This is a genomic window from Gordonia liuliyuniae (genome assembly GCF_021738805.1).
GTDB lineage: Bacteria > Actinomycetota > Actinomycetes > Mycobacteriales > Mycobacteriaceae > Gordonia > Gordonia liuliyuniae.
Genome location: NZ_JAKKOR010000011.1, coordinates 45,355 through 66,673, shown reverse-complemented (window position 1 = coordinate 66,673; position 21,319 = coordinate 45,355). Strand labels below are relative to the sequence as shown.

21 protein-coding genes are annotated in these 21,319 nt (G+C 67.2%); 9 read left to right on the top strand and 12 right to left on the bottom strand.

Going from position 1 to position 21,319, the window contains the following annotated elements; genetic code table 11:
- Positions 1–11: 11 nt before the first annotated feature.
- The 3 genes from L5G33_RS14315 to mshA form a co-directional block, all read right to left on the bottom strand.
- Positions 12–1,616: an AMP-binding protein gene (locus tag L5G33_RS14315; RefSeq protein WP_236998870.1), complete on the bottom strand. Its 1,605-nt coding sequence runs from the start codon at positions 1,614–1,616 to the stop codon at positions 12–14.
- 66 nt (positions 1,617–1,682) lie between these two features.
- Complete coding sequence (locus tag L5G33_RS14310; protein ID WP_236998869.1) at positions 1,683–2,258, bottom strand: type III secretion system chaperone family protein; 576 nt, start codon at positions 2,256–2,258, stop codon at positions 1,683–1,685.
- 46 nt (positions 2,259–2,304) lie between these two features.
- Positions 2,305–3,642, bottom strand: coding sequence for a D-inositol-3-phosphate glycosyltransferase (mshA, locus tag L5G33_RS14305; RefSeq protein ID WP_372476912.1), 1,338 nt, complete (start codon positions 3,640–3,642; stop codon positions 2,305–2,307).
- 134 nt (positions 3,643–3,776) lie between these two features.
- Between mshA and L5G33_RS14300 the strand changes: the two genes are divergently transcribed.
- The 3 genes from L5G33_RS14300 to L5G33_RS14290 are packed head-to-tail and all read left to right on the top strand — an operon-like array spanning position 3,777 to position 6,375.
- Positions 3,777–4,733 carry a metal ABC transporter solute-binding protein, Zn/Mn family gene (locus L5G33_RS14300; RefSeq protein ID WP_236998867.1) on the top strand — a complete coding sequence of 319 codons (957 nt, stop codon included), beginning with the start codon at positions 3,777–3,779 and terminating at the stop codon, positions 4,731–4,733.
- Complete coding sequence (locus L5G33_RS14295) at positions 4,730–5,524, top strand: metal ABC transporter ATP-binding protein (RefSeq protein ID WP_236998866.1); 795 nt, start codon at positions 4,730–4,732, stop codon at positions 5,522–5,524. Before L5G33_RS14300 ends, L5G33_RS14295 begins: the two co-directional genes overlap by 4 nt.
- Positions 5,525–5,547: 23 nt before the next feature.
- Positions 5,548–6,375: a metal ABC transporter permease gene (locus tag L5G33_RS14290; RefSeq protein ID WP_236999156.1), complete on the top strand. Its 828-nt coding sequence runs from the start codon at positions 5,548–5,550 to the stop codon at positions 6,373–6,375.
- A gap of 6 nt (positions 6,376–6,381) precedes the next feature.
- Here the strand turns inward: L5G33_RS14290 and L5G33_RS14285 are convergent, their stop codons facing one another.
- Together L5G33_RS14285 and L5G33_RS14280 are read right to left on the bottom strand one after the other, a co-directional pair.
- On the bottom strand, positions 6,382–6,879 hold the full coding sequence (locus L5G33_RS14285) for a DUF2599 domain-containing protein (RefSeq protein ID WP_236998865.1): 498 nt from the start codon (positions 6,877–6,879) through the stop codon (positions 6,382–6,384).
- Positions 6,876–8,429: a carboxylesterase/lipase family protein gene (locus L5G33_RS14280; protein WP_236998864.1), complete on the bottom strand. Its 1,554-nt coding sequence runs from the start codon at positions 8,427–8,429 to the stop codon at positions 6,876–6,878. The genes L5G33_RS14285 and L5G33_RS14280 overlap by 4 nt, the downstream gene beginning before the upstream one ends.
- A gap of 71 nt (positions 8,430–8,500) precedes the next feature.
- Between L5G33_RS14280 and L5G33_RS14275 the strand changes: the two genes are divergently transcribed.
- A complete protein-coding gene (locus L5G33_RS14275) occupies positions 8,501–9,244 on the top strand; it encodes a LamB/YcsF family protein (protein WP_236998863.1) in 744 nt (247 codons plus the stop codon).
- Entirely contained in the window at positions 9,241–10,164 is a 924-nt protein-coding gene (rarD, locus tag L5G33_RS14270; protein ID WP_236998862.1) for an EamA family transporter RarD, read from the top strand. Before L5G33_RS14275 ends, rarD begins: the two co-directional genes overlap by 4 nt.
- A 7-nt stretch (positions 10,165–10,171) precedes the next feature.
- Here the strand turns inward: rarD and L5G33_RS14265 are convergent, their stop codons facing one another.
- The gene (locus L5G33_RS14265) at positions 10,172–11,527 is read right to left on the bottom strand and encodes a phosphatase PAP2 family protein (RefSeq protein WP_236998861.1); all 1,356 of its coding nucleotides are present in this window, start codon (positions 11,525–11,527) and stop codon (positions 10,172–10,174) included.
- Positions 11,528–11,666: 139 nt separating this feature from the next.
- Between L5G33_RS14265 and L5G33_RS14260 the strand changes: the two genes are divergently transcribed.
- Entirely contained in the window at positions 11,667–13,055 is a 1,389-nt protein-coding gene (locus tag L5G33_RS14260; protein ID WP_236998860.1) for a DUF2252 domain-containing protein, read from the top strand.
- A gap of 30 nt (positions 13,056–13,085) precedes the next feature.
- Here the strand turns inward: L5G33_RS14260 and rlmB are convergent, their stop codons facing one another.
- The 5 genes from rlmB to L5G33_RS14235 all read right to left on the bottom strand — a co-directional run bounded on the left by rlmB (position 13,086) and on the right by L5G33_RS14235 (position 17,133).
- A complete protein-coding gene (gene rlmB, locus L5G33_RS14255; protein WP_236998859.1) occupies positions 13,086–14,048 on the bottom strand; it encodes a 23S rRNA (guanosine(2251)-2'-O)-methyltransferase RlmB in 963 nt (320 codons plus the stop codon).
- 3 nt (positions 14,049–14,051) lie between these two features.
- Positions 14,052–15,443: a cysteine--tRNA ligase gene (gene cysS, locus L5G33_RS14250; protein WP_236998858.1), complete on the bottom strand. Its 1,392-nt coding sequence runs from the start codon at positions 15,441–15,443 to the stop codon at positions 14,052–14,054.
- An 11-nt stretch (positions 15,444–15,454) separates the two neighbouring features.
- Entirely contained in the window at positions 15,455–15,919 is a 465-nt protein-coding gene (ispF, locus tag L5G33_RS14245; RefSeq protein ID WP_236998857.1) for a 2-C-methyl-D-erythritol 2,4-cyclodiphosphate synthase, read from the bottom strand.
- A 69-nt stretch (positions 15,920–15,988) separates the two neighbouring features.
- Positions 15,989–16,624 carry a 2-C-methyl-D-erythritol 4-phosphate cytidylyltransferase gene (gene ispD, locus L5G33_RS14240; RefSeq protein WP_308191580.1) on the bottom strand — a complete coding sequence of 212 codons (636 nt, stop codon included), beginning with the start codon at positions 16,622–16,624 and terminating at the stop codon, positions 15,989–15,991.
- Between the two features lie 20 nt (positions 16,625–16,644).
- Positions 16,645–17,133 (bottom strand): CarD family transcriptional regulator, encoded by a 489-nt coding sequence (locus L5G33_RS14235; protein WP_236998856.1) that lies wholly within the window; start codon positions 17,131–17,133, stop codon positions 16,645–16,647.
- Positions 17,134–17,343: 210 nt separating this feature from the next.
- Between L5G33_RS14235 and L5G33_RS14230 the strand changes: the two genes are divergently transcribed.
- Together L5G33_RS14230 and radA are read left to right on the top strand one after the other, a co-directional pair.
- Positions 17,344–18,045 carry a copper-binding protein gene (locus L5G33_RS14230; protein ID WP_236998855.1) on the top strand — a complete coding sequence of 234 codons (702 nt, stop codon included), beginning with the start codon at positions 17,344–17,346 and terminating at the stop codon, positions 18,043–18,045.
- A gap of 156 nt (positions 18,046–18,201) precedes the next feature.
- The gene (gene radA / locus L5G33_RS14225; RefSeq protein ID WP_236998854.1) at positions 18,202–19,584 is read left to right on the top strand and encodes a DNA repair protein RadA; all 1,383 of its coding nucleotides are present in this window, start codon (positions 18,202–18,204) and stop codon (positions 19,582–19,584) included.
- Positions 19,585–19,607: 23 nt separating this feature from the next.
- Here radA and L5G33_RS14220 read toward each other — a convergent pair whose 3' ends face one another.
- On the bottom strand, positions 19,608–20,126 hold the full coding sequence (locus L5G33_RS14220; protein ID WP_236998853.1) for a PaaI family thioesterase: 519 nt from the start codon (positions 20,124–20,126) through the stop codon (positions 19,608–19,610).
- Between the two features lie 68 nt (positions 20,127–20,194).
- Between L5G33_RS14220 and disA the strand changes: the two genes are divergently transcribed.
- Positions 20,195–21,292: a DNA integrity scanning diadenylate cyclase DisA gene (gene disA / locus L5G33_RS14215; protein ID WP_236998852.1), complete on the top strand. Its 1,098-nt coding sequence runs from the start codon at positions 20,195–20,197 to the stop codon at positions 21,290–21,292.
- Positions 21,293–21,319: the final 27 nt, after the last annotated feature.

Here is a 21,319-nt window from a genome sequence, read left to right as displayed (position 1 = left end):
CGCGTCCTGCACTACCCCCGCAGATTCTTACGCAGGATCTTGCCCGATGCCGACTTCGGAACCGTCTCGATGAACTCGACGGCACGGACCTTCTTGTACGGGGCGACCCGTTCGGCGGTGAAGGCGATGACTTCGTCCTCGGTCAGCTGCGCACCCTCCTGCAGGACGACGAACGCCTTCGGGATCTCCTCGCCGTCTGCGTCGTTGACGCCGATCACCGCGGCGTCGGCGATCTGAGGGTGGGTCAGTAGCAGCGCTTCGAGTTCAGCTGGCGGCACCTGATAGCCCTTGTACTTGATGAGCTCTTTGAGGCGGTCGACGATGGTGACGCAGCCGTCGTAGTCGACGGTCGCCATATCGCCGGTGCGCAGCCAGTGGCCGTCGACGATCGTCTCGGCGGTGGCCTGGTCGTTGTTCAGGTATCCGAGCATCACGTTGGGTCCGCTCACCCATAGTTCCCCGGGCGCGGACGTGCCTTCGGCTGGCGGATCGACGTCCTCCCCGGTGGCCGGGTCGACGATTCGGTTCTCAGTGTTCGGGATCGGCCATCCGCACGACTGGAGCGACGCGAGCCGGCCCATGGTCGTCTCTCCCCCGTCGAACGGGATCACGTGGCTGACCGGCGACAGTTCGGTCATGCCGAAGCCCTGCAGCATCCGCAGGTCCAGCCGCCGGGCGACGGTGTCACCGAGCTCCTCGTCAAGCGGCGCGGCGCCCGAGACGATGGTGTGTAGCGACGACACGTCGTACTGGTCGACGATCGGATGTTTGGCGAGCGCGACGGCGATCGGGGGCGCGATGAAGGTGTACGTCACCTTCCGGCTCGCGATGTTCTCCAGGAAGGCGACGAGGTCGAACTTCGGCATGACGACCAGCGTCGCCCGGGCCTTCAGAGCCGCGTTGAGCAGCACCGTCATCCCGTAAATGTGGAAGAACGGGAGCACCGCGAGGACGACGTCGTCGCTCCGGAAGCCTTGGATGGGCGCGGTCTGGGACACATTCGCGACGAGGTTCCGGTGACTGAGCTTGACCCCTTTCGGGTTCCCCGTGGTGCCGGAGCTGTACGGGAGCGCGGCGACGTGCGTCGCCGGGTCGAAGGACACGTCGGGCGCGGACAGGCCTGCACCGAGGAGTTCTGCGGCGTTCGGATGCCCGGTCGACGCAGACCCCTCACCGTCGAGGACGACGACGTCGCCGTCGGCGATGCCGACCGCACGCGCGGCCTCGAGAGCCTGCGGCGCCATCAGCGAGATCGTGATGATCATCCGGGCGTCGGAGTCCCGCAGCTGTTTGGTGATCTCGTTCGCGGTGAACAGCGCGTTCAACGTGGTCGCGGTCGCCCCGGACCGCAGGACGCCGTGGAAGACGGACGCGAACGCGGGGATGTTCGGCGACAGGATCGCGATCACGTCGCCGACCCCGACGCCTCGGGCGGCGAGAGCGCCCGCGGCGGCGTCGATCTGGGCGACGAGTTGACCGTAGGTCGTGGTGGCTCCGGAGACACTGTCGACCAGAGCCGCCCGGTCGCGGTCGTCGTCGGCGAGAGAACCGAACAGGAAGTCGTAGACGCTGACGTCGGGGATGTCGACGGCCGGGAACGGGGATGCGAATGTCATGGCGGTCCTTCGTCGGTGGAGGAGATCCGCCCGACCATACCAATCCCTGTTGTCACTATCGGCGGTTCACTCCCCGGACGGCTCACCGATGTCGTCGAGTGCGCCCGATTCAGCGAGCGGCGGGATCTCCGGCAGGTCATCGGGGTCGATCAGGTGGGCGAACGCCTCCAGGTTTTTCATGGGCTCGCCGCGCGCGGATCGCCACGCCCACTCGCGTTTGATCGACGTGAGGAAGCCGATCTCCAGGATCTGATTGAAGTCGCCGTCGGCGGCTTCCAGGACTTGCCCGAGCACGCGGTCGATCTCGTCGCGGCTGACTGCGTCCGCCGAGATCCGGCCGACCAGGTAGATATCGCCCGCATTGTCGATGGTGTAGGCGACGCCGTACAGCCGCCGGTTGCGCTTGAGTAGGTACCGGTAGACCGCTTCGAGTTCCTCGTCGGCGCGACGGCACACGAACGCCTCCACTCGGACCCCGTGCATGCCCGCCGTCAGCAGAACCGTCGTCTTGAGCTTCTTCTCGCCGGGCAGTTCGACGACGAGATGCTCGGATTTCGCGCCACCGGAGGACTTGCGTGCGTAGTCGATCCCCGATTCGTCGAGGGCGGCCCGCAACGTCGCGGTGTAGTCGGTCGTGGTCATCTGGTCTCCATCCGTCGATCCGCTGCACTCGAAGTGCGGGGAATGCTCACACCGTCAGCCGGGTCCGCCCACGCCGACGGCGCAGACCGAACCGGCCGGTTCCGCGCCCGCCGACCCCGCGGTACCCGACGAGAGCACGGTCGTAGCTGGCCAGCAACGCATCGGTGGTGTGCTCCCACGAGAACTTCTCGGCGTGTACCGCGGCCCGCATCCCCATCGCGCGCAGCCGATCCGGGTCCGCGAGCAGACCCGCCAGCGAGTCGGTCCACTCCGCGATGCCGTGTCCGGCGACGAGTTGTCCGGTCACGCCGTCGGCGACCGCCACGCACAGACCGCCGACGTCGGCGGCCAGCACGGGGATCCCACACGCCTGTGCTTCGACGGCGACCAGCCCGAAGCTCTCCGAGTAACTGGGGACGGAGACGAGATCGGACGCCCGGTACACCTGAGCGAGATCGTCAGGCGCCTGGGGCGGCAGGAACGTGACCCGTTCGGTCACGCCGAGCTCGGCAGCCAGCTCGATGAGTGTCTCCGGCAGACCGGCACCGTTGCCCGACGGTCCACCGACGACCAGGAGCCGCAGTCGGCCGGTGCGGTCAGCGTGGATCAACGGCGCCATGGCCCGTAAGAGCACGTCGGGCGCTTTCAGCGGCTGGATGCGACCGACGAATGTGACGAGCACGTCGTTGGGGTCGAGGCCGAGCTTCGCACGCGCCGCGAGCTTGGATCCTGGCGAATACCGGTCCAGGTCCGCCCCCGGGACGACGACGTCCACCCGCGACGGATCGGCTCCGTACAGGTCGACCAGTTCCGAACCCTCGGTCGCCGTGTTCACCACCAGCCGGTCAGCTTCGTCGACCACCTGCTGCTCACCGATGACGCGCAGCATCGGTTCCGCGGTGTCGCCGATCGCAAGCGACGCGTTCTTGACCGCGGCGAGCGTGTGCGCAGTGTGCACCAGCGGGACGCCCCACCGGTCGCGGGCCAGCCAGCCGACTTGACCGGACAGCCAGTAGTGAGAGTGGATCAAGTCGTAGTAACCGGGATCCTGCGCCGCTTCGGCGCGCAGCACATTGGCCGAGAACGCGCACAGTTGGCCGGGCAGATCACGTTTGTCGAGGCCGTCGAACGGTCCGGCCGGCACGTGGCGCACGGTGACCCCGGGAGCGGCCTCGACGCTCGGTTCGTCGGCCGACGACGTTGCCCGCGTGAAGATCTCAACTTCCACACCTCGTCGCGCCAGACGGGTCGCGGTCTGCCACACGTAGACGTTGAGTCCGCCGGCGTCGCCGGTCCCCGGCTGCGCGAGCGGCGACGTGTGCACGGAGATCAGTGCCAGCCGCCGCGGGAGGTGTCGACCCGTCATGTCCTCCAGCGTAACCATCGGAGAATACGGAGATCGGCGACGGTGACAGATGCATGTTCACGCATCGCTTCGACAAACACTTCGTCCGCGCCCTAGTATTGTCGGTAACGATTGTCATTACATTTCAGCCTTGAATCCGGAGCCCTCACCGCATGCCTTCTGCACGTCGTTTCCGCCTGGCCGCCGCCCTCGCGTCGGCCGCCGTCCTGACCGCAGGCCTCGTCGCCTGCAGTGACGATTCCGGACCGCAGGACACCGACCATCCCGTTGTGGTGGCGTCGACCAGCGTGTGGGCGTCGGTCGCCGACGCGGTCGCAGGCGACAACGCCGACGTCTCCGCGCTCTTCGACACCCCCAACGGCGATCCCCACGAGTTCGAGCCGACCAACGCCGACGCCGCGCGCGTTCTCGACGCGAACGTGATCGTGATGAACGGCGGCCACTACGACGCCTACATGGAGCGCATCGCCGCCGACGCCGAAGGCCACCAGGTCAGCGCCCTCGACGACGAGCACGACCACGAGGACGGGGACGGGGACGGGGACGAACACGACCACGGGGATCATGCGGGTCACGACCACGATGCCACCGAGCACGCGTTCTACACACTGCCCGTCGTCGCCGACACCGCCGACGACATCGCGGACGCGCTCGCCGAAGTGGCCCCGGTTCACGCCGACGAGTACCGCGCGAATGCCAAGGCGTTCCGTACCGAGATCGACCAGCTGCGCGCCCGGATGACCAAGCTCGGTTCCGACCACCCGAACACCGAGGTCGCGGCGACCGAGCCGCTCGCGACGACCCTGCTGAGCGAGGCCGGGATCACCGATATCGCACCCGCCGGATTCACGGCGGCTGTCGAAGAGGGCCAGTCACCATCGGCCGCCGACCGAGCCGCCTTCGACGATCTGTTGCGGGCTCACAAGGTCTCGGCCCTGATCTACAACGTGCAGTCGGTCGACCCAGCGACCGAATCGGTGCTGGCCACTGCGAAGTCGTCCGGCGTGCCGGTCGTCGAGTTCACCGAGTCGCTGCCCGAAGGCGCCGACAGCTACGTGGCCTGGCAGTCGACGCAGATCGCACAACTGGAGAAGGCGCTGAACGCGTGAGTGAGGCCGTACTGCGCTTCACCGGGTCCGGACTGTCGTTCGACACCCGGACCCTGTGGCGTGACTTGGATCTGGACGTCGCACCCGGCGAGTTCATCGCCGTGCTCGGCCCGAACGGTTCCGGGAAGACGACGTTGCTCCGCTCGGTCCTCGGACAGGTTGCGCTCACCGAAGGTGACGTGACGGCGAACGGACGCATCGGCTACATCCCGCAGCAGCACGCAGACGACTCCGACACGATGATGCTGCGCGGCCGCGACCTCGTCGGTTTCGGCGCTGACGGCGGATCTTGGGGCATGGGCCTGCGTGGCCTGCGCTCACGCCGCACTCGAGTCGACGCGGCGCTCGCCGAAGTCGACGCGACCCGATACGCGAACACTGCAGTCGGCCTGCTGTCGGGCGGCGAACAGCAACGCCTCCGGATCGCGCAGGCGTTGACGCGCGACCCGTCGATCCTGTTGTGCGACGAGCCGCTCGCGAGCCTCGACCTGACCAGTCAGCAGGTGGTCGTCGACCTTCTCGACGCCCGACGGCGACGCGCGCGCACCGCCGTCCTGTTCGTCACGCACGAATTGAACCCCGTGCTGCCGTTCGTCGACCGCGTGCTCTACCTCGCCGACGGCAGATTCCGGATCGGGACCGTCGACGAGGTGATGAACTCGGCGGCCCTGTCCGATCTGTACGGCAGCCCGATCGAAGTGGTCCGCATCGGCGGGCGACTGGTCGTGGTGGGCGGCGAGGACTCCCACCACTGCGTCGAGCACGGCTACGCCGACGAGGCGGCTTCGTGACCTCGACGCCCCTGGCAGCGAACATGGGGCAGTTCTTCCAGTTCTCGGAGACCGGCCACCTGCTGTCGTACACATTCGTGCAGCAGTCGCTGCTTGCGATAGCCCTCCTCGGTCTCATCGGCGGCGTCCTGGGGCCGATGATCGTCGCGCGCCAGATGAGCTTCGCGGTGCACGGCGCAGCCGAACTCTCGTTCACCGGTGCGGCCGCCGCGCTCCTCGCCGGGGTCGGGGTGAACATCGGCGGCGTGATCGGCGCGGTCCTCGCGGCCGCCGTCTTCGGTCTGCTCGGTCAGCGCGCACGCGAACGCGATTCGGTGATCGGCGTCGTCATGGCGTTCGGGCTCGGCCTCGGCGTCTTGTTCCTGTCGCTGCACGGTCGCGTGGGGCAGGGGTTCGCCCTGCTGACCGGCCAGGTGGTCAGTGTCGGCACGGACGGTCTGATCGCGGTCGGCGTCACCGCAGCCGTCGTTCTCGTCGTCTACGCGATCATCTACCGGCCGCTGCTGTTCGCCAGCCTCGACCCCAGAGTCGCCGAGACGGCTGGAGTCCCCACTCGATTCCTGTCGGTGATCTTCGCGATCCTCGTCGGTCTCGCGGCGGCACAGGGTGTGCAGATCATCGGAGCGCTGCTCGTGATGAGCCTGCTGATCACCCCGGCCGCGGCGGCCGCGCGGCTGACGGCTGACCCGACCAAGGTGCTGATGCTGTCAGTGGTGTTCGCCGAACTGGCAGCGGTCGGCGGCCTCATCCTGTCACTCGCACCCGAACTCCCGGTGTCGGTCGCAGTCACGACCATCTCGTTCGCCGTTTACGTGATCTGTCGACTCGTCGGGACGCGACGCCGGGACTGATCAGCGCTACTTCTCTTCCGGAAAACCCGGGTTGCACCGCGTCGAGATCATCTCCGACTCGCTGACGACGGGCCGCCGCGGTTCGAGGTTCCAACTTGTCTTCTCCGGGTCGACTAGGCGCGCGAACGTCCAATGGCAGTCGAACTGAGCACGCATGCCCGGACTGTCGGCGTCCAGATGCAGCGCGAGGACCTCGCCCCACGCTTCGTCGCCCGCGGTGCCGCCCGAGACGTCCCGTCCGTTGCGAGTCGGCCGAACCTGCAGGCTCGGCCCGACTTCGGTGTCCACCCAGTCCGCACCCTCGATGTAGGGCGGCGGCAGCGTCGGGGTCTGGGAGATTGAAGTCTGGGATATCGGGGCCTGGGATATCGGGGCCTCCGAGGCGGTCTGCGGCGGGGTCGTCGAGATCGTCGGTTCGGCGATGTCGTCGCCGGAACTACACGCGCCGACCAGCAGCGTCGCCGCACACACCGATACGAGCAGCCCCGGTCGCCGACGAGTCACCCGCTGACCGCCAGATGCACACGCTCCCACGCGCGACGCCGCGCACCGTCGGGATCGACGGCGACATGCGACGGATCGTCGAGAATCATCACGCGGCGGTCCTCGACCGTGTAACGCGGCCAGCTCGGCGACGGCACACCCTTGCGTGCGAACCAACTCCAATGCGACTGCATCGTCGCGGTGATCCGCTTGGTCGAGCCCCAACTGCCCGCGGCGGCGAGCCCCGCACCGATCGGGTCACGGTAGATGCCAAACACGGCGAACAGTTCGGTCGCATGGGTCGCGCCGATCCCCGTCGCGTTCAGCACGGTCGGCGCATAGTCGTAGCGGTAGACGTAGGTCGGCGCGTGCACGCTGTGGTATCCAGCGAACATCTGGGTCGGAATCCAGAACGTCGCGTCGGCGGACAGGCGCACATGGTCTCGTGTGCCCGGGTAGAGCAGTTCCAGTTCGGTGCGGATCTCGGGGTCGTCGACGCCGACCAACGCCTGTGAACCGTCGGGCAGGATGTTCCAGAACCGTGCGAACAACTCCCCCTCGTCCTTGTTGTGCCCGATTATCAACGGCACCTGGTGCGTATTGCCGTCGCGCGCTGCGTCGTTCGGCCGCTGCGGCAGGTAGTCGCCGTCGACGGTCGGCGCGAACGGCATCGGATCCGACAGTCCGGCGGCCCGCGCGAAACCCAGCAGTCTGTTGCCGGTGCGCACGAGGTCCATCCCACTGGCGGAGTCGACGACGCGCGCGACGACGTCGGGATCCATCGGCGGATCAGTGCGTTCGGCTCCGTCACGCCGCGTCGGGTCGATGAGCAGTCGCACGAACTCGTCGGCGAAGATCCGCGCGTTGTCTTTGTCCACCACCAGGTCCGGAGCCGGACTCTGCGAGATCGCGCCGGCGAACAGTCCGGCTGCGGCAGGAGTCGACAGCAGGGTGAGCGCCGCCGACCCGCCCGCACTCTCCCCGAATACGGTGACCCGGCCGGGGTCGCCGCCGAACGCGGCGATGTTCCGTTGCACCCACTCGAGTCCGGCCACCATGTCGCGTAGACCGAGATTCGAGTCGAATCGCCGCTCCGGTGTCGAGTAGTCGGACAGGTCGAGGAACCCGAGCGGACCGACACGGTAGTTGACGGTCACCACGATCACGTCCCGCGAACGTGCGAGGTATGCGCCGTCGTAGATCGGGGTCGACGTGCTGCCGAGGATGTATGCGCCGCCGTAGTTGAACACCATCACCGGTCGCGGCGTCGACGACACCGAGTCGGGTGTGAACACGTTGACCGTCAGACAATCCTCATGGCGCGGCTGGAAGCGGCCGGCGCCGCGGGCGGTGAAGAGCTTGTCCTGGACGGGTGCGTTCCCGTAATCCTCACAGTCGAGGACCCCTGGCCACGGCACTACGGGCTCGGGGGCACGCCATCGACGCTGACCGACCGGCGGCGCCGCGAACGGGATTCCCTTCCACGCGATCGTCCCCTTGCGCCCGCCGCGGCCGCGGTATCCCTGAACTGCGCCGTCGGCGGTCGTCACCGTCGTGTCCATCACTGCCATGCGCCCACACTATAGGCGACAGGGGAACCGGCGTCGCCGACCTCGAAACGGGCGAGACTACCCTTGACAGGATGCGCTCGCACTCCGTCATCGACCTCAACGCCGACCTCGGAGAGGGCGTCGGGGACGACGCCGCGATGATGCCGCTCATCAGCAGCGCGAACATCGCGTGCGGTTTCCACGCGGGCACACCGACCGTGCTGCGCGACGCCTGCGCGGCGGCCGTCGCATCGGATGTCCGCATCGGGGCGCAGGTCTCCTACCCGGACGTGACGGGCTTCGGTCGACGGTTCATGGACGTCGCGCCGGACGATCTGCTCGCCGACGTCCTCTACCAGGTGGGGGCGCTGCGGACGCTCGCCGAATCCGTCGGTGGCGCAGTCGAATACGTGAAGCCGCACGGGGCGCTCTACAACACCGTCGTGAGTCACGAACAGCAGGCGCGCGCCGTGGTCGACGCCGTCGCCCACACCGGACTGCCGTTGATGTGTCTGCCCGGCTCCACGGTTGCGCGTCTCGCGATCGCCGCCGACGTCCCGGTTATCACTGAAGCGTTCGCCGACCGCGGTTACACGTCGCGAGGAACGCTTGTGCCGCGCACCGAACCGGGTGCGCTCCTGCACGACTCCGCCACGATCGCCGACCGCGTCGTGACGCTCGCCCGCAGCGGACACATCGTCGCCGTCGACGGGACCCGGCTCGACGTGGACGCGACGTCGGTGTGCCTGCACGGCGACACGCCAGGCGCCCTCGCTCATGCGCGCGCCGTACGCGATGCGCTGGCGGACGCAGGGATCGACGTGCGCGCCCGATGAGCGCACGCGTCGTCCCCCAGTCCACGCGCGGAGTCCTCGCAGGCTTCGCCGCCTACGGGACCTGGGGGCTGTTCCCACTGTTCTTCGACGCGCTCCGTCCGACCGGACCGTGGGAGATCCTCGCCCACCGCATCGTGTGGACGCTCCTGCTGTGCGTGGTCGTGCTGCTGGTGATGCGCGACTGGCGGTGGATCGCCGAACTCCGCGGGCAACGGCGACTGTTGGCGGGTGTCACGGTCGCGGCATTCCTGATCGCGATCAACTGGGTCGTGTACGTCGCCGCGGTCACATCCGGACACACGAGCGACGCCGCACTCGGCTACTTCCTGAACCCACTCGTCACCGTCGCACTGGGAGTGGTGGTGCTGCACGAGCGGCTGCGTGCCCTCCAGTGGGCCGCGGTCGCCGTCGGTGTCGTCGCGGGGCTGTATCTCGCGATCGCGGGCGGTCGTATCCCGTTCACCGCCCTCGCCCTCGCCGGATCGTTCGCGGGATACGGCCTGGCGAAGAACAAGGTCGGCGCCCGGCTTCCGGCGCTGCACAGCCTGTCGTTGGAGACGGCGATCCTGACGCCGCCCGCCCTGGTGATCTTCGGCGTCGTCGCGAGCACGTCGTCGGGCCTGGACTTCGGCGACCACGGTGGCGTGCACACCGCGCTGCTCTGTCTGTCCGGCGTCGCGACCGCTGTCCCCTTGCTGTTCTTCGCCGCAGCTGCCCGGCGCATCCCACTCGTCACCGTCGGGTTGATCCAGTTCGTGACGCCGATCGTCCAATTGCTGTGCGCGGTGCTCGTCCTGCACGAGCACCTGCCGGCCGAACGCTGGATCGGATTCGGCATCGTCTGGATCGCCCTAATCCTGCTGACAACCGACAGCTTGTTACAGATGAAGAAGACGCGCGGACGGCTCAAGCCCGCTTAGCGTCGCCTCACGCCTGCGAGCGCTGGCGCAATGACGGTGTCGTCGGACCGCCGGGACGTTGCCCGACCGACAGCAGTTCCGGTCTCTCGACGAACAGGAAGGCGATCGCGATCATTCCCACGGGCGCCAGCAGCAGGACGGCCGCTCCGGCGCCGCCGGTCGACATCGGGACTGCGGCAAGGCGCGTCAGCAGGAGCAGGCCCGCGAACACGACGAAGCCTGCCGCTACGACTCCCATGCGGAGACGTGTCCATCCGGTCTCCGGGCGAGTCAACGCGGCCTCGATGGTCAGCGTGAACACGATGCCCGCGAGGATGTCGATCGCGTAGTGGTAGCCGAAGCCGAGGGTCGCGGCGATCGTGCAGACGAACCACACGATGCCGAAGATCCGCGACGCCGTCGATCCGCGCAGACCGTGCAGGAGGATGCACGTCGCCCATGCCGTGTGCAGGCTCGGCATGCAGTTCCGGGCAATGCCCTGGTCAAAGAACCTGGCGACCGGCTCGGTGATGTCGGGTGTCACCCACGGCCACACGTCGACCCAGCCTGCACCGGGGTGTTCATGCCCGAACGCGTAGGCCGGGCCGACCACCGGGAAGATGAAGTAGACGATCGGGCCGATCATGCCGATCAGCAGGAAGGTGCGGATGATGTGATGCCGCGGGAAACCCTCGCGCGCGACGTTCCGCAGTTGGAAGAACGCGATAATCGCCGCACCGACCGGAAGGAAGACGTACACCGTGCTCAACACTTCGGTCAGGAACGCGCTGTCGGTCACGATCCGGCCCATCACCCACGACGGCGAGCCGAGCGCCCGGTCGGCCACCTCGACGTACTCGTCGAGGACCTTCGGGTTCGCTTTGGCCGACAACACCAGCCAGGCGTCGCCGACGCGACCCATGATCGGCATCATCAGACCGAGGCCGACGGCCTTCAACGTCGCCGACTTCTCCGAGCCGTGCAGCTTCCAGAATGCGTAGAGACCGGTGCCGACGAGCCCGAACAGGATGCCGTTGCCGACGGTCCCCGGGTTCCCGACGATCACCCGCTGCAGATTCCAGACGCCTTCGAGCAGGACGACCGCGCCAAGCATCCACCAGCGCAGGCGAGCGGGCATGCAGACGAGGGCGAGCACCAGACCCGCCAACTTGATCTCACCGATGCCCGGGCGACCGACGAAGTCGTGCGCCAGCAGATCGACCGGCCCCCGGATGTCGTACACCTGCGCGACGATCTCGATGACCACGACGAATGCGACGAGTGCGAGCACGACGAGAGACCATCCGCGCGTACCGAGTTCGACACGTCGCGACGTCAGGCGACGTACACGATCGAAGAACCCCGGCTGAAGTTCTTGCAACACGGCTTACAGGTTAATGAACAAACGCTGAATTTCCAGAATCGTGTGACCTGATTGTCATTCGGCCGTGTCGTCTTCGTCGATTCACCGGCGATCACCTCATCGATGCCCGGCGTGCGCGCGGACGCGAGATGATAGTCGCATGAACCTGTGGCAGGGCGAGACCGCCTTCGCGTCGAGACCGGGCAAGATCGTCACGATCGACGGTGCGACCCAACGGAAGACGGTCGGGCGCCGTGCTCTCGGCCGCTGGGATCCGGCACAACGCGGCCATGCCCCGCTCGCGACCGTCCTCGCGCAGAACACCATCCGCGACGCGGGACTCCTCCCCCTGCGGCACGGCCGGATGGCCGCGACCGGGTGGACCTACTACCGCGGGGCGGCAGCGGTGATGGCCGCCGATCTCGCGTCCGCCGCGCACACCGGGATCATGGTGCAGCTGTGCGGCGACGCGCACGTCCTCAACTTCGGCCTCTGGAACACACCGGAACGCAACCTCGCGTTCGACCTCCGCGACTTCGACGAGACTCTGCAGGGCCCCTTCGAGTGGGACGTCAAACGATTCTTGACCAGCCTGGTGGTCCTGGCCAGAGCAGACGGCGTCGCCGACAGCGCGCATACCGCCGTCGCCGCCGGATACTCCGGGTACCGCGAACAGATCAAGAAGTACGCGACCTGGCCCGAGCTCGACATCTGGTACGACTCCGTCAACGCCGGGCAGCTCGTCGACTACACGGCGATCGACGACGACCACCGCCTCGACGCGATCATCGAGAAACGAGCCGCGAAACGATCGAGCAGGGGCGTCTACCAGAAGTTGACCGACGTCGTCGACGGCGAGCGGCGGATCGTCGAAGATCCGCCGTACCGTACGCACGCCCTCGCGAACCATCACGGCGAGCTCGAATCGATCATCCGCCAGTACCAGGAGTCCGTCCCCGACCACATCTCGTCGTTGTGGTCGCGGTACGACCTGGTCGACGCCGTCCAGCAGGTAGTGGGGGTCGGCAGCGTCGGCATGCGCGTGTTTCTGACCCTCAGCGAGGAACGCCGCACCGGCGACCCGATATTCCTGCAGGTGAAGCAGGCCGGGCCGTCGGTGTACGAGCAGTTCCTCGACCCGAGCCCGTACGACAACCACGGATCACGCGTGATTCACGGCCAGCGGTTGATCCAGAGCGCCACCGACGTGTTCGTCGGATGGACGTCGATCTCCGCCCACGACCAGGCCGAGCAGCCGATGGACTTCTACGTCCGCCAGTTCCGCGACGGCAAGGTGATCCCCAAAGGGGAGATCATCGCGCCACGTCTGGCGCAGTTCGCCACCGCGTGCGGACACGTCCTGGCTCGCGCGCACTCACGCGGCGGCGACCCGAAGGCCATCGACGACTACCTCGGATCGTCGCCGAAGGCAGGCGAATCGTTTGCTGCGTTCGCGTTCGCGTACGCCGATCAGAACTACGCCGACCACGCGCAGTTCGCGAGAGCCGTCGACGACGGCGACGTGCCCGCCGTCGAGGGATGGCCGTGACGGTGCTGCCGTCGCCGGCGCGGCCGAGACCTACGAGCTGAGACGACGTTGACGCGCGAACTCGCCGAGCACGACTCCGGCGGCGACCGACGCGTTGAGACTCTCGACGTCACCTGCCATCGGAACTGACAGGATCGAGTCGCAGGTCTCACGGACCAGCCGTGACAGCCCCTTACCTTCGGAGCCGACCACGACGACCACTGGTCCGGTGCCGTCGTACTCGTCGAGGCTGACGTCACCGCCCGCGTCGAGCCCGACGATCTGCGCCCCCGACTTGGCCCAGTCGACCAGCGTGCGCGTCAGATTCGGCGCCTGAGCCACGGGCAGCCGCGCGGCTGCACCCGCACTCGTCCGCCACGCGACAGCCGTCACGCCGGCACTGCGACGCTGCGGGATCAACACCCCGTGCCCGCCGAAGGCGGCCACCGAGCGGATCACCGCACCCAGGTTGCGCGGATCGGTGATGTTATCGAGAGCCACGAGCAGCGGCTGCGTCGACGACGCCCGCGCGTCGGCCATCAGATCGTCCGGGTGCGCGTACCGGTATTCGGGCACCTGCAGCGCGAGACCCTGGTGCAGGCCGTTCGGCGACATCCGGTCGAGTTCGCCCCTGCCGACTTCGAGGATCGAGATGCCGCGGTCGCCCGCGGTGTGCACGGCCTCGCGTACACGATCGTCGGCTTCGACGCCGAGTTGCACGTATAGCGCCGTCGCCGGAACGTCTGCGCGGAGGCATTCGACGACCGGATTGCGGCCGAGCACGTACTCGGGTCCGCCATCGTCCGACTTGCGCGTGTTGCGCGGGCGCCCGCTCGACGCCTTCGCCGCGACCTTCGCCTTCTTGTGTTTCGCGTGGTAGACGCGGTCCTCAGCTTTCGGGGTTGCACCGCGGCCTTCGAGGCCACGGCGACGCTGGCCACCGGAACCGGTGGTCTGCCCCTTCTTGCTGCCCGACTTCCGGACAGCTCCCTTGCGTTGCGAGTTGCCGGCCATCTGCTAGTCCTTCGTCTTGAGCGCCCACTGGGCGCCGTCGGGGGTATCGGTCACTTCGACGCCTGCCTCCGCGAGTCGGTCGCGGACTTCGTCGGCGACCGCCCAGTCCTTCGCCGCGCGTGCAGCGGCACGGCGTTCCAGTTCGGCGCCGATCAGCACGTCCAGTGCCGCGGTCGACGCGTCGTCTGTCCCGTCCGACGTCCAATGCTCGTCGAGCGGGTCAGTGCCGAGGATCGCGGTCATCGCTCGCACCTTCTCCGCGATCGCCAGCGCTGTAGCCGAGTCTCCGGATTCGAGAGCGGTATTGCCTTCGCGGACAGCGTTGTGGACGGCGGCGAGCGCGGCGGGCACGGCGAGATCGTCGTCGAGGGCCGCCGCGAAGTCCGTCGACACCTCGCCGACCGCGACATCGCCGACGCGCTCAGCCACTCGGTGCACGAACGACTCGATGCGTCGGTAACCCGCCGCGGCCTCCGACAGCGCGCCGTCGGAGTACTCGAGCATCGAACGGTAGTGCGCGCTGCCGAGGTAGTAGCGCAGTTCCACTGCGCGCACCTTCTCCAGCATCGCGGGGATCGCGACGACGTTGCCGAGTGATTTGCTCATCTTCTCGCCACTCATCGTCACCCAGCCGTTGTGCAGCCAGTATCGAGCGAACGCGTCGCCGGCACCGTGGCTCTGAGCGATCTCGTTCTCGTGATGCGGGAACACCAGATCCATACCGCCACAATGGATGTCGAACTCGCTACCGAGTAGTGACGTCGCCATCGCCGAGCACTCCAGATGCCAGCCGGGCCGACCGTCGCCCCACGGCGTCGGCCACGACGGCTCCTCAGGCTTGGCCGCCTTCCACAGTGTGAAGTCACGCGGATCGCGTTTACCGGTCCCCGCGCTCTCGCCCTGATGGACGTCGTCGAGTTTGTGTCCGGACAGGCTGCCGTATTCGGGAAGACTCTGCACGTCGAAGTAGACGTTGCCGTCTGCAACGTACGCGTGGCCGCGGTCGATCAGCCGCTGCATGTACTCGACCATCTGGGTGATGAAGCCGGTCGCCCGCGGTTCCACGGACGGCGGCAGGACCCCGAGCGCGGTATACGCCTTGGTGAACGCTCGCTCATGGGTCGCCGCCCACTCCCACCAGGGGCGGCCCGCGTCGGCGGCTTTGCGGAGGATCTTGTCGTCGATGTCGGTGACATTGCGGACGAAGAGCACGTCATAGCCGCGGTAAGCGAGCCAGCGGCGGAGGACGTCGAATGCGATACCGCTGCGGACGTGACCTATGTGCGGAACGCCCTGCACCGTGGCGCCACACAGGTACACGCCGACCGTCCCGGGTTGCAGGGGAACGAATTCGCGGACCTCGCGCGATGCGGTGTCGTACAGGTTGAGCGTCACGGCCTGAAATTCTACTTGAGGCCCAGCAGGGCCGTGGCCACTGCGGCGACACCCTCGCCCCGGCCGGTGAGGCCGAGACCGTCTGTGGTCGTCGCAGATACGGACACGGGTGCGCCGAGCAGTCCCGACAGCACGTCCTGTGCCTGCGCCCGACGCGGACCGATCTTAGGCCGATTCCCGATGACCTGGACGGCGGCGTTGATCGGAGTGAAACCTGCGTCGTCGAGCAGGGACGCGACGTGGGTGAGCATGGCGGCGCCGGTCACGTGCTCCCATTCGGGTCGGTCGACGCCGAACACGACGCCGAGGTCGCCCAATCCACCCGCCGACAGCAACGCGTCACAGAGCGCATGGACGCCGACGTCACCGTCGGAGTGACCGGAGCAGCCATCCGCATCGTCGAAGAGGAGCCCGACCATCCAACAGTCACGGCCCAGTTCTATCGGGTGGACGTCGGTACCGATACCCACGCGCATGAGTTGCGTCCCCTCTTCGTTCTTCTGCCAGCTGCTGTCTCGTGTCAGTTGCCTGCTCGTGCCCGCCACTCAGGCGAGCAACCGCGCCAACCGCAGGTCGAACGGTGTGGTCACCTTGAACGCCATCGCGTCGCCGGGGATCACCTTCACGGTGACACCCGCGGCTTCGACGAGTCCGGCGTCGTCGGTCGCGTCTGCGGACTCCGCGTGCGCGGCCCGCAGCACGTCTGCGGCGAATCCCTGCGGAGTCTGGATGGCGCGCAACACGTTTCGGTCAGGAGTGTCGACAACGCAGTCGCCGGAATCGACCCGTTTGAGCGTGTCGGCGACCGGTATGCCGGGCACTACTGCGCGTGCCCCACTGTGCAATTCCGCTGCGACCGCAGCGAACAGCGCAGGCGGGGTCAACGCGCGGGCCGCGTCGTGTACGAGAATCAATTCGGCGTCGGCGACCGCGAGCGCAGCCCGTACCGAATCGCTGCGCTGCGTCCCGCCCACCACTACACGCGCATCCGGGACGAGCCGTTGCGCGCTGCCTACGAGCGCTTCAGGGACGGCGACGACGATGTCGTCGACCGCCCCGGATTCGCGGGCGGCGGCGACGCTGCGTTCCAGCAGCGTCACTCCGCCGACCTCTACGAACGCCTTGGGCTGGTCTTCACCCAAACGGGTGCCCATACCTGCGGCGGGAATCAATGCGGCCACGCGTGGCCGCCCGTGCTCCGTCAGGACGCTGCAGCCAAGATCTCGTCGAGGATGCTGTCCGCCTTCTTGTCGTCGGTGTTCCGAGCGAGCGAGAGTTCGTCGACCAGTACGCGTCGCGCACGGGTCAGCATCCGCTTCTCACCTGCCGACAATCCGCGATCCTGTTCACGACGCCACAGGTCACGGACGATCTCCGCGACCTTGATGATGTCGCCGGAGTTCAACTTCTCCTGGTTCGCCTTGAAACGACGGGCCCAGTTCGTGGGCTCTTCGACGTTCGGAGCACGCAGAACCTGGAATACCTCACCGAGCCCCTCCTCGCCCACTACGTCACGGACTCCGACGTAATCGAGCTTGCTGGAGGGGATCTGCACCGTCATGTCGCCGTCTGCGACTTTCAGGACCAGGTATTCGACTTCTTCACCCTTGATGGTCCGAACGACGATGTCGTCAATCCGAGCAGCACCATGATGGGGGTACACAACGGTGTCGCCAACTTTGAAATTCAATGTTCCATGCCCCTTCCGAGTGTTACCAGTGTAACACCCACCCACTGACAGCTTTTCCAACGGTGCAGGTCAACACCTATTCGCGGCGGTCGCGCTATAATTCGGAAGATTATCTGCGGACCCGGGGGAACTTTTCCGGGTCGGCACCACTACGCTGCGTAGTGAGCGTTCGCATCCGGCGGACAGCGCGACGACCACCCGGAGGAAAAGGTGTCAGTGCTCAATCGGACCACCGGCCGTCTGGCCAAGGCTGCCGTCGTCGGTGCGCTCGGCGCCGCGATTGCCCTCGGCTCCACGGCCTGCGGCGCAGGCAAGATCTCGCAGACCACCAACCAGCTGCCGGCAGTGAACGGCGCGGGCGGTTCAGTGGCTCTCGACCCGGACGTGCTCGACGGCGATGAACTGCGGAACGGGCAGATCACGGTGCGCAACGCGCAGATCGTGTACCCGGTCGAGAACACGGACAAGACGTTCGCAGACGGTGGCCCGTTCGACATCTCGTTCCTGATCTCCAACGACAGCGTGACCCGCAAGGTCAAGTTCGTCGAAATCATCGGACCCGATGGGTCGTCGGTGTCGCTCACCGACCCGAAGCCTCAGACCGGCGGGACCAAGGCCGATCCGCGCGTGCTCGCCCCCGGCGAGAACCTGCTCGCAGGCGTTCCCGCGAACGTCGACACCTCGGCAGCACAGGCCGCCGACATCGAGCGCTTCACCGTCACGCTGACCAACGCGAAGGCGGTGCGCGCAGGCCTGACCACGCCGCTGACGTTCAAGTTCGACGTGCTCGACCTGGGCGGGAAGAAGATCGGCGAGAAGAGCCTGACGATCACCACCCCGGTCGACGCCGGAGGGCTCAAGCAGCGCGCCGACGTCATCGCTGACGCCGAGGGCGAAGGCGGGGGCCACTGACCTCCCATCTCGACCACCACGAGCGCCTCCCCCGTCTTCTCGGGGGAGGCGCTCGTTCTTCATCCACGGGCTGAGACTGACCGTGGGTATCGATTGACCGTGGGTATCGATTGACCGTGGGTATCGATTGTCAGGGGCTGCACATAGAGTCGGGGCGTGGCGAAAGCGAAGGCGGTCTTCCGGTGTACGGCTTGCGGGCACCAGGTGTCCAAGTGGGTCGGTCGTTGCCCGGAGTGCGGCGAGTGGGGTTCCATCGAGGAGGGCGCTCCGGCGGCCGCCGCCGCAGGCACCACATCGGTCGTCCCGCGAAGTCCGGCACGGCGTATCACCGAGGTCGATGCGGGTACGTCGAGCGCGACGCCCATCGGCATCGCTGAGTTCGACCGGGTACTCGGGAGAGGCATCGTCCCGGGGTCGGTCGTCCTGCTCGCGGGCGAACCGGGTGTCGGCAAGTCGACGCTGTTGTTGGAGACCGTGAAACAGTGGGCTGCCCAGGGGCGCACCGCGCTGTACGTGACCGGCGAGGAGTCAGCGGGGCAGGTCCGGTTGCGGGCCGAACGCACGGGAGCGGTGCACCAGAACGTCTTCCTCGCGGCGGAGACCGATCTGGCGACCGTCCTCGGCCACGTCGACGAGGTGCGTCCCAGCCTGCTGATCGTCGATTCGGTGCAGACGCTCGTCGCGACCGGGGTCGACGGAGTGACCGGCGGCGTAACCCAGATCCGTGCGGTCACCACCGCGCTGGTCTCGCTTGCGAAGACGAGCGGCGTCGCGGTGATCCTGGTCGGTCACGTGACGAAGGACGGGAACGTAGCCGGTCCCCGGTCGTTGGAGCATCTGGTTGACGTGGTCCTCGCCTTCGAGGGCGACAGGCACTCGTCCCTGCGCATGGTGCGCGGAATCAAGAATCGCTTCGGACCGTCCGACGAGGTCGGCTGCTTCGAGCAACGCTCCGACGGAATCCACGAGGTGTCGGATCCGTCCGGCATCTTCGTCCACGAGCATCCGACCGATGTCGCGGGCAGCGTGGCGCTGGTAGCGATGGACGGTCGCCGCGCGATGGTCGGACAGATTCAAGCGCTGCTCAACAAGAGCGAGATGCCGTCGCCGCGCCGAGCCGTATCCGGACTCGACGGCGCCCGCGTCGCGATGATGCTGGCGGTAGCGGAAAAGCATGCGAAAATCTCGACCGGCAAACACGAGGTCTACGCCTCCACTGTCGGCGGCATGAAAGTGACCGAACCCGCCGCCGACCTGGCGATCTTCCTCGCTATCGGCTCATCGGCGTCGGACCGCCCTGTCGCCTCCACGACGGTCGCGATCGGTGAGGTCGGGCTGGCCGGCGAGATCCGTCGCGTCTCGTCGACGGCGCGCCGCGTCGCTGAGGCGAAGCGGCTCGGTTTCCGGCACGCGATCATTCCGGCTGGCACAGACGAGGAACTGCCCACGGGCATCCGCATCACGAAGGTGTCCAACCTCGCCGACGCCGTCGACGCCCTTGAGCGCCGACGCTTGCAACCCGTCGACGCCCCCTTCTGATCCGCAGCCCCGGGTCGGGCCCCTTACAACACCACGCGCTTGTCGAAATGCTCCGCGAAATGCTTCTCGACGTCGATGACGACGAACACCGAGTGCGCGCCGGCAACCGGCGCGTTCGGGTCTCCGAGGTGGGCGATCGCGTCGATGTAGATCTTGCGACGCTCACTGCCGAGGATTCGTGCGTGGAACTGAAGGTCGGAACCGAGTGGGATCGGTTTCGCGAAGTCGACTTCGAGGTGGACGGTGACGACCGGCGCGCCGACGAGAAGCGGGGACGTGCCCATCACCTCGTCGAACGCCGCCGACAGGACGCCGCCGTGGATGACGCCCGGGCCGCCCTGCATCCAGTCTTGGACGGGCATCTGTGCGTCGACGGTGAGTCCTTCGCCCGCCATGACCTTGAGGTGCAATCCGAGCGGGACGTCGTCACCACACCCGAAGCAGGTGCTGTGGTGCAGAGCGATGTGACGCCCGGGCGCCGCGGCCTTCGGGTGGCGAGTCAACGGCTCGAGGTCTGCGGGCGGGACGAAAGCGTGCTTCACGCACAGCTACGCTAGTCGTGGTCCGGTGCCCACCGGTAGCCGACTTCCGCCGACAAATGCGAGGTGCGATGAACGACACATCGGCAAACGATGCGGTCCGTGCCGACATGACGCGGGAGACGTTGCGTCGCGTCGCACCGGGAACGGCACTCCGTGACGGCCTGGAGCGGATCCTGCGCGGCGGCACGGGTGCCCTCGTAGTCCTCGGTTACGACGACGACATGGAGCGGATCTGTGACGGCGGCTTCGACCTGGACGTCGAGTTTGCGCCGACCCGCTTGCGTGAGCTCGCGAAGATGGACGGCGCCGTCGTGCTCTCCGCCGACGGTCGACGGATCGTCCGGGCGAACGTCCAGCTGGTCTCTGACCCGTCGATCCCGACCGAGGAGTCGGGTACGAGGCACCGCGCGGCCGAGCGCACCGCGATCCAGATGAGGGTGCCGGTGATCGCAGTGAGCGCGTCGATGTCCATCGTGAGCGTCTACGCGGACGGTCAGCGTCGAGTGGTCGAGAATCCCGATGCGATCCTCTCGCGCGCGAACGTCGCGTTGTCGACGTTGGAGCGGTACAAGTCGAGGTTGGATGAGGTGAGCGCCCAACTCTCGCGCGCCGAGATCGAAGACTACGTGCTGTTGCGTGACGCGATGAGTGCCGCGCAGCGCATGGAGATGGTGCGCCGAGTGTCGGTGGAGATCGAGGAGTACGTGCTCGAACTCGGCGTGAACGGCCGCCAGGTGGCGCTGCAGTTGGAAGAGTTGATCAGTGACAACGACACGATGCGGGAACTGCTCGTCCGCGACTATCACGCGAGTCCCGAGCCCGCGGGGCCCGAACAGGTCCGTCAGATCTTGGAGACCGTCGAATCGCTTTCGGACGCAGATCTTCTCGATCTCACGATGCTCGCCGGAGCGTTCGGTTATCCGACGACTCTCGAGGCCCAGGACACGTCGATGAGTCCGCGCGGCTACCGTCTGCTCGCCCGGATCTCGCGTCTGCAGTTCGCACACGTCGACCGCCTGGTCCGGCACTTCGGGACCCTGCAGTCGCTGTTGGCCAGCAGCGCCGCCGACCTGGAATCGGTCGAAGGCATCGGCAGCATCTGGGCTCGTCACATCCGTGAAGGACTGTCGAGGCTGGCCGAGAGCAGCCTCGAGCGCTTCGACTGAGATCCCCCTGTCGGCGGGTACGTCGGT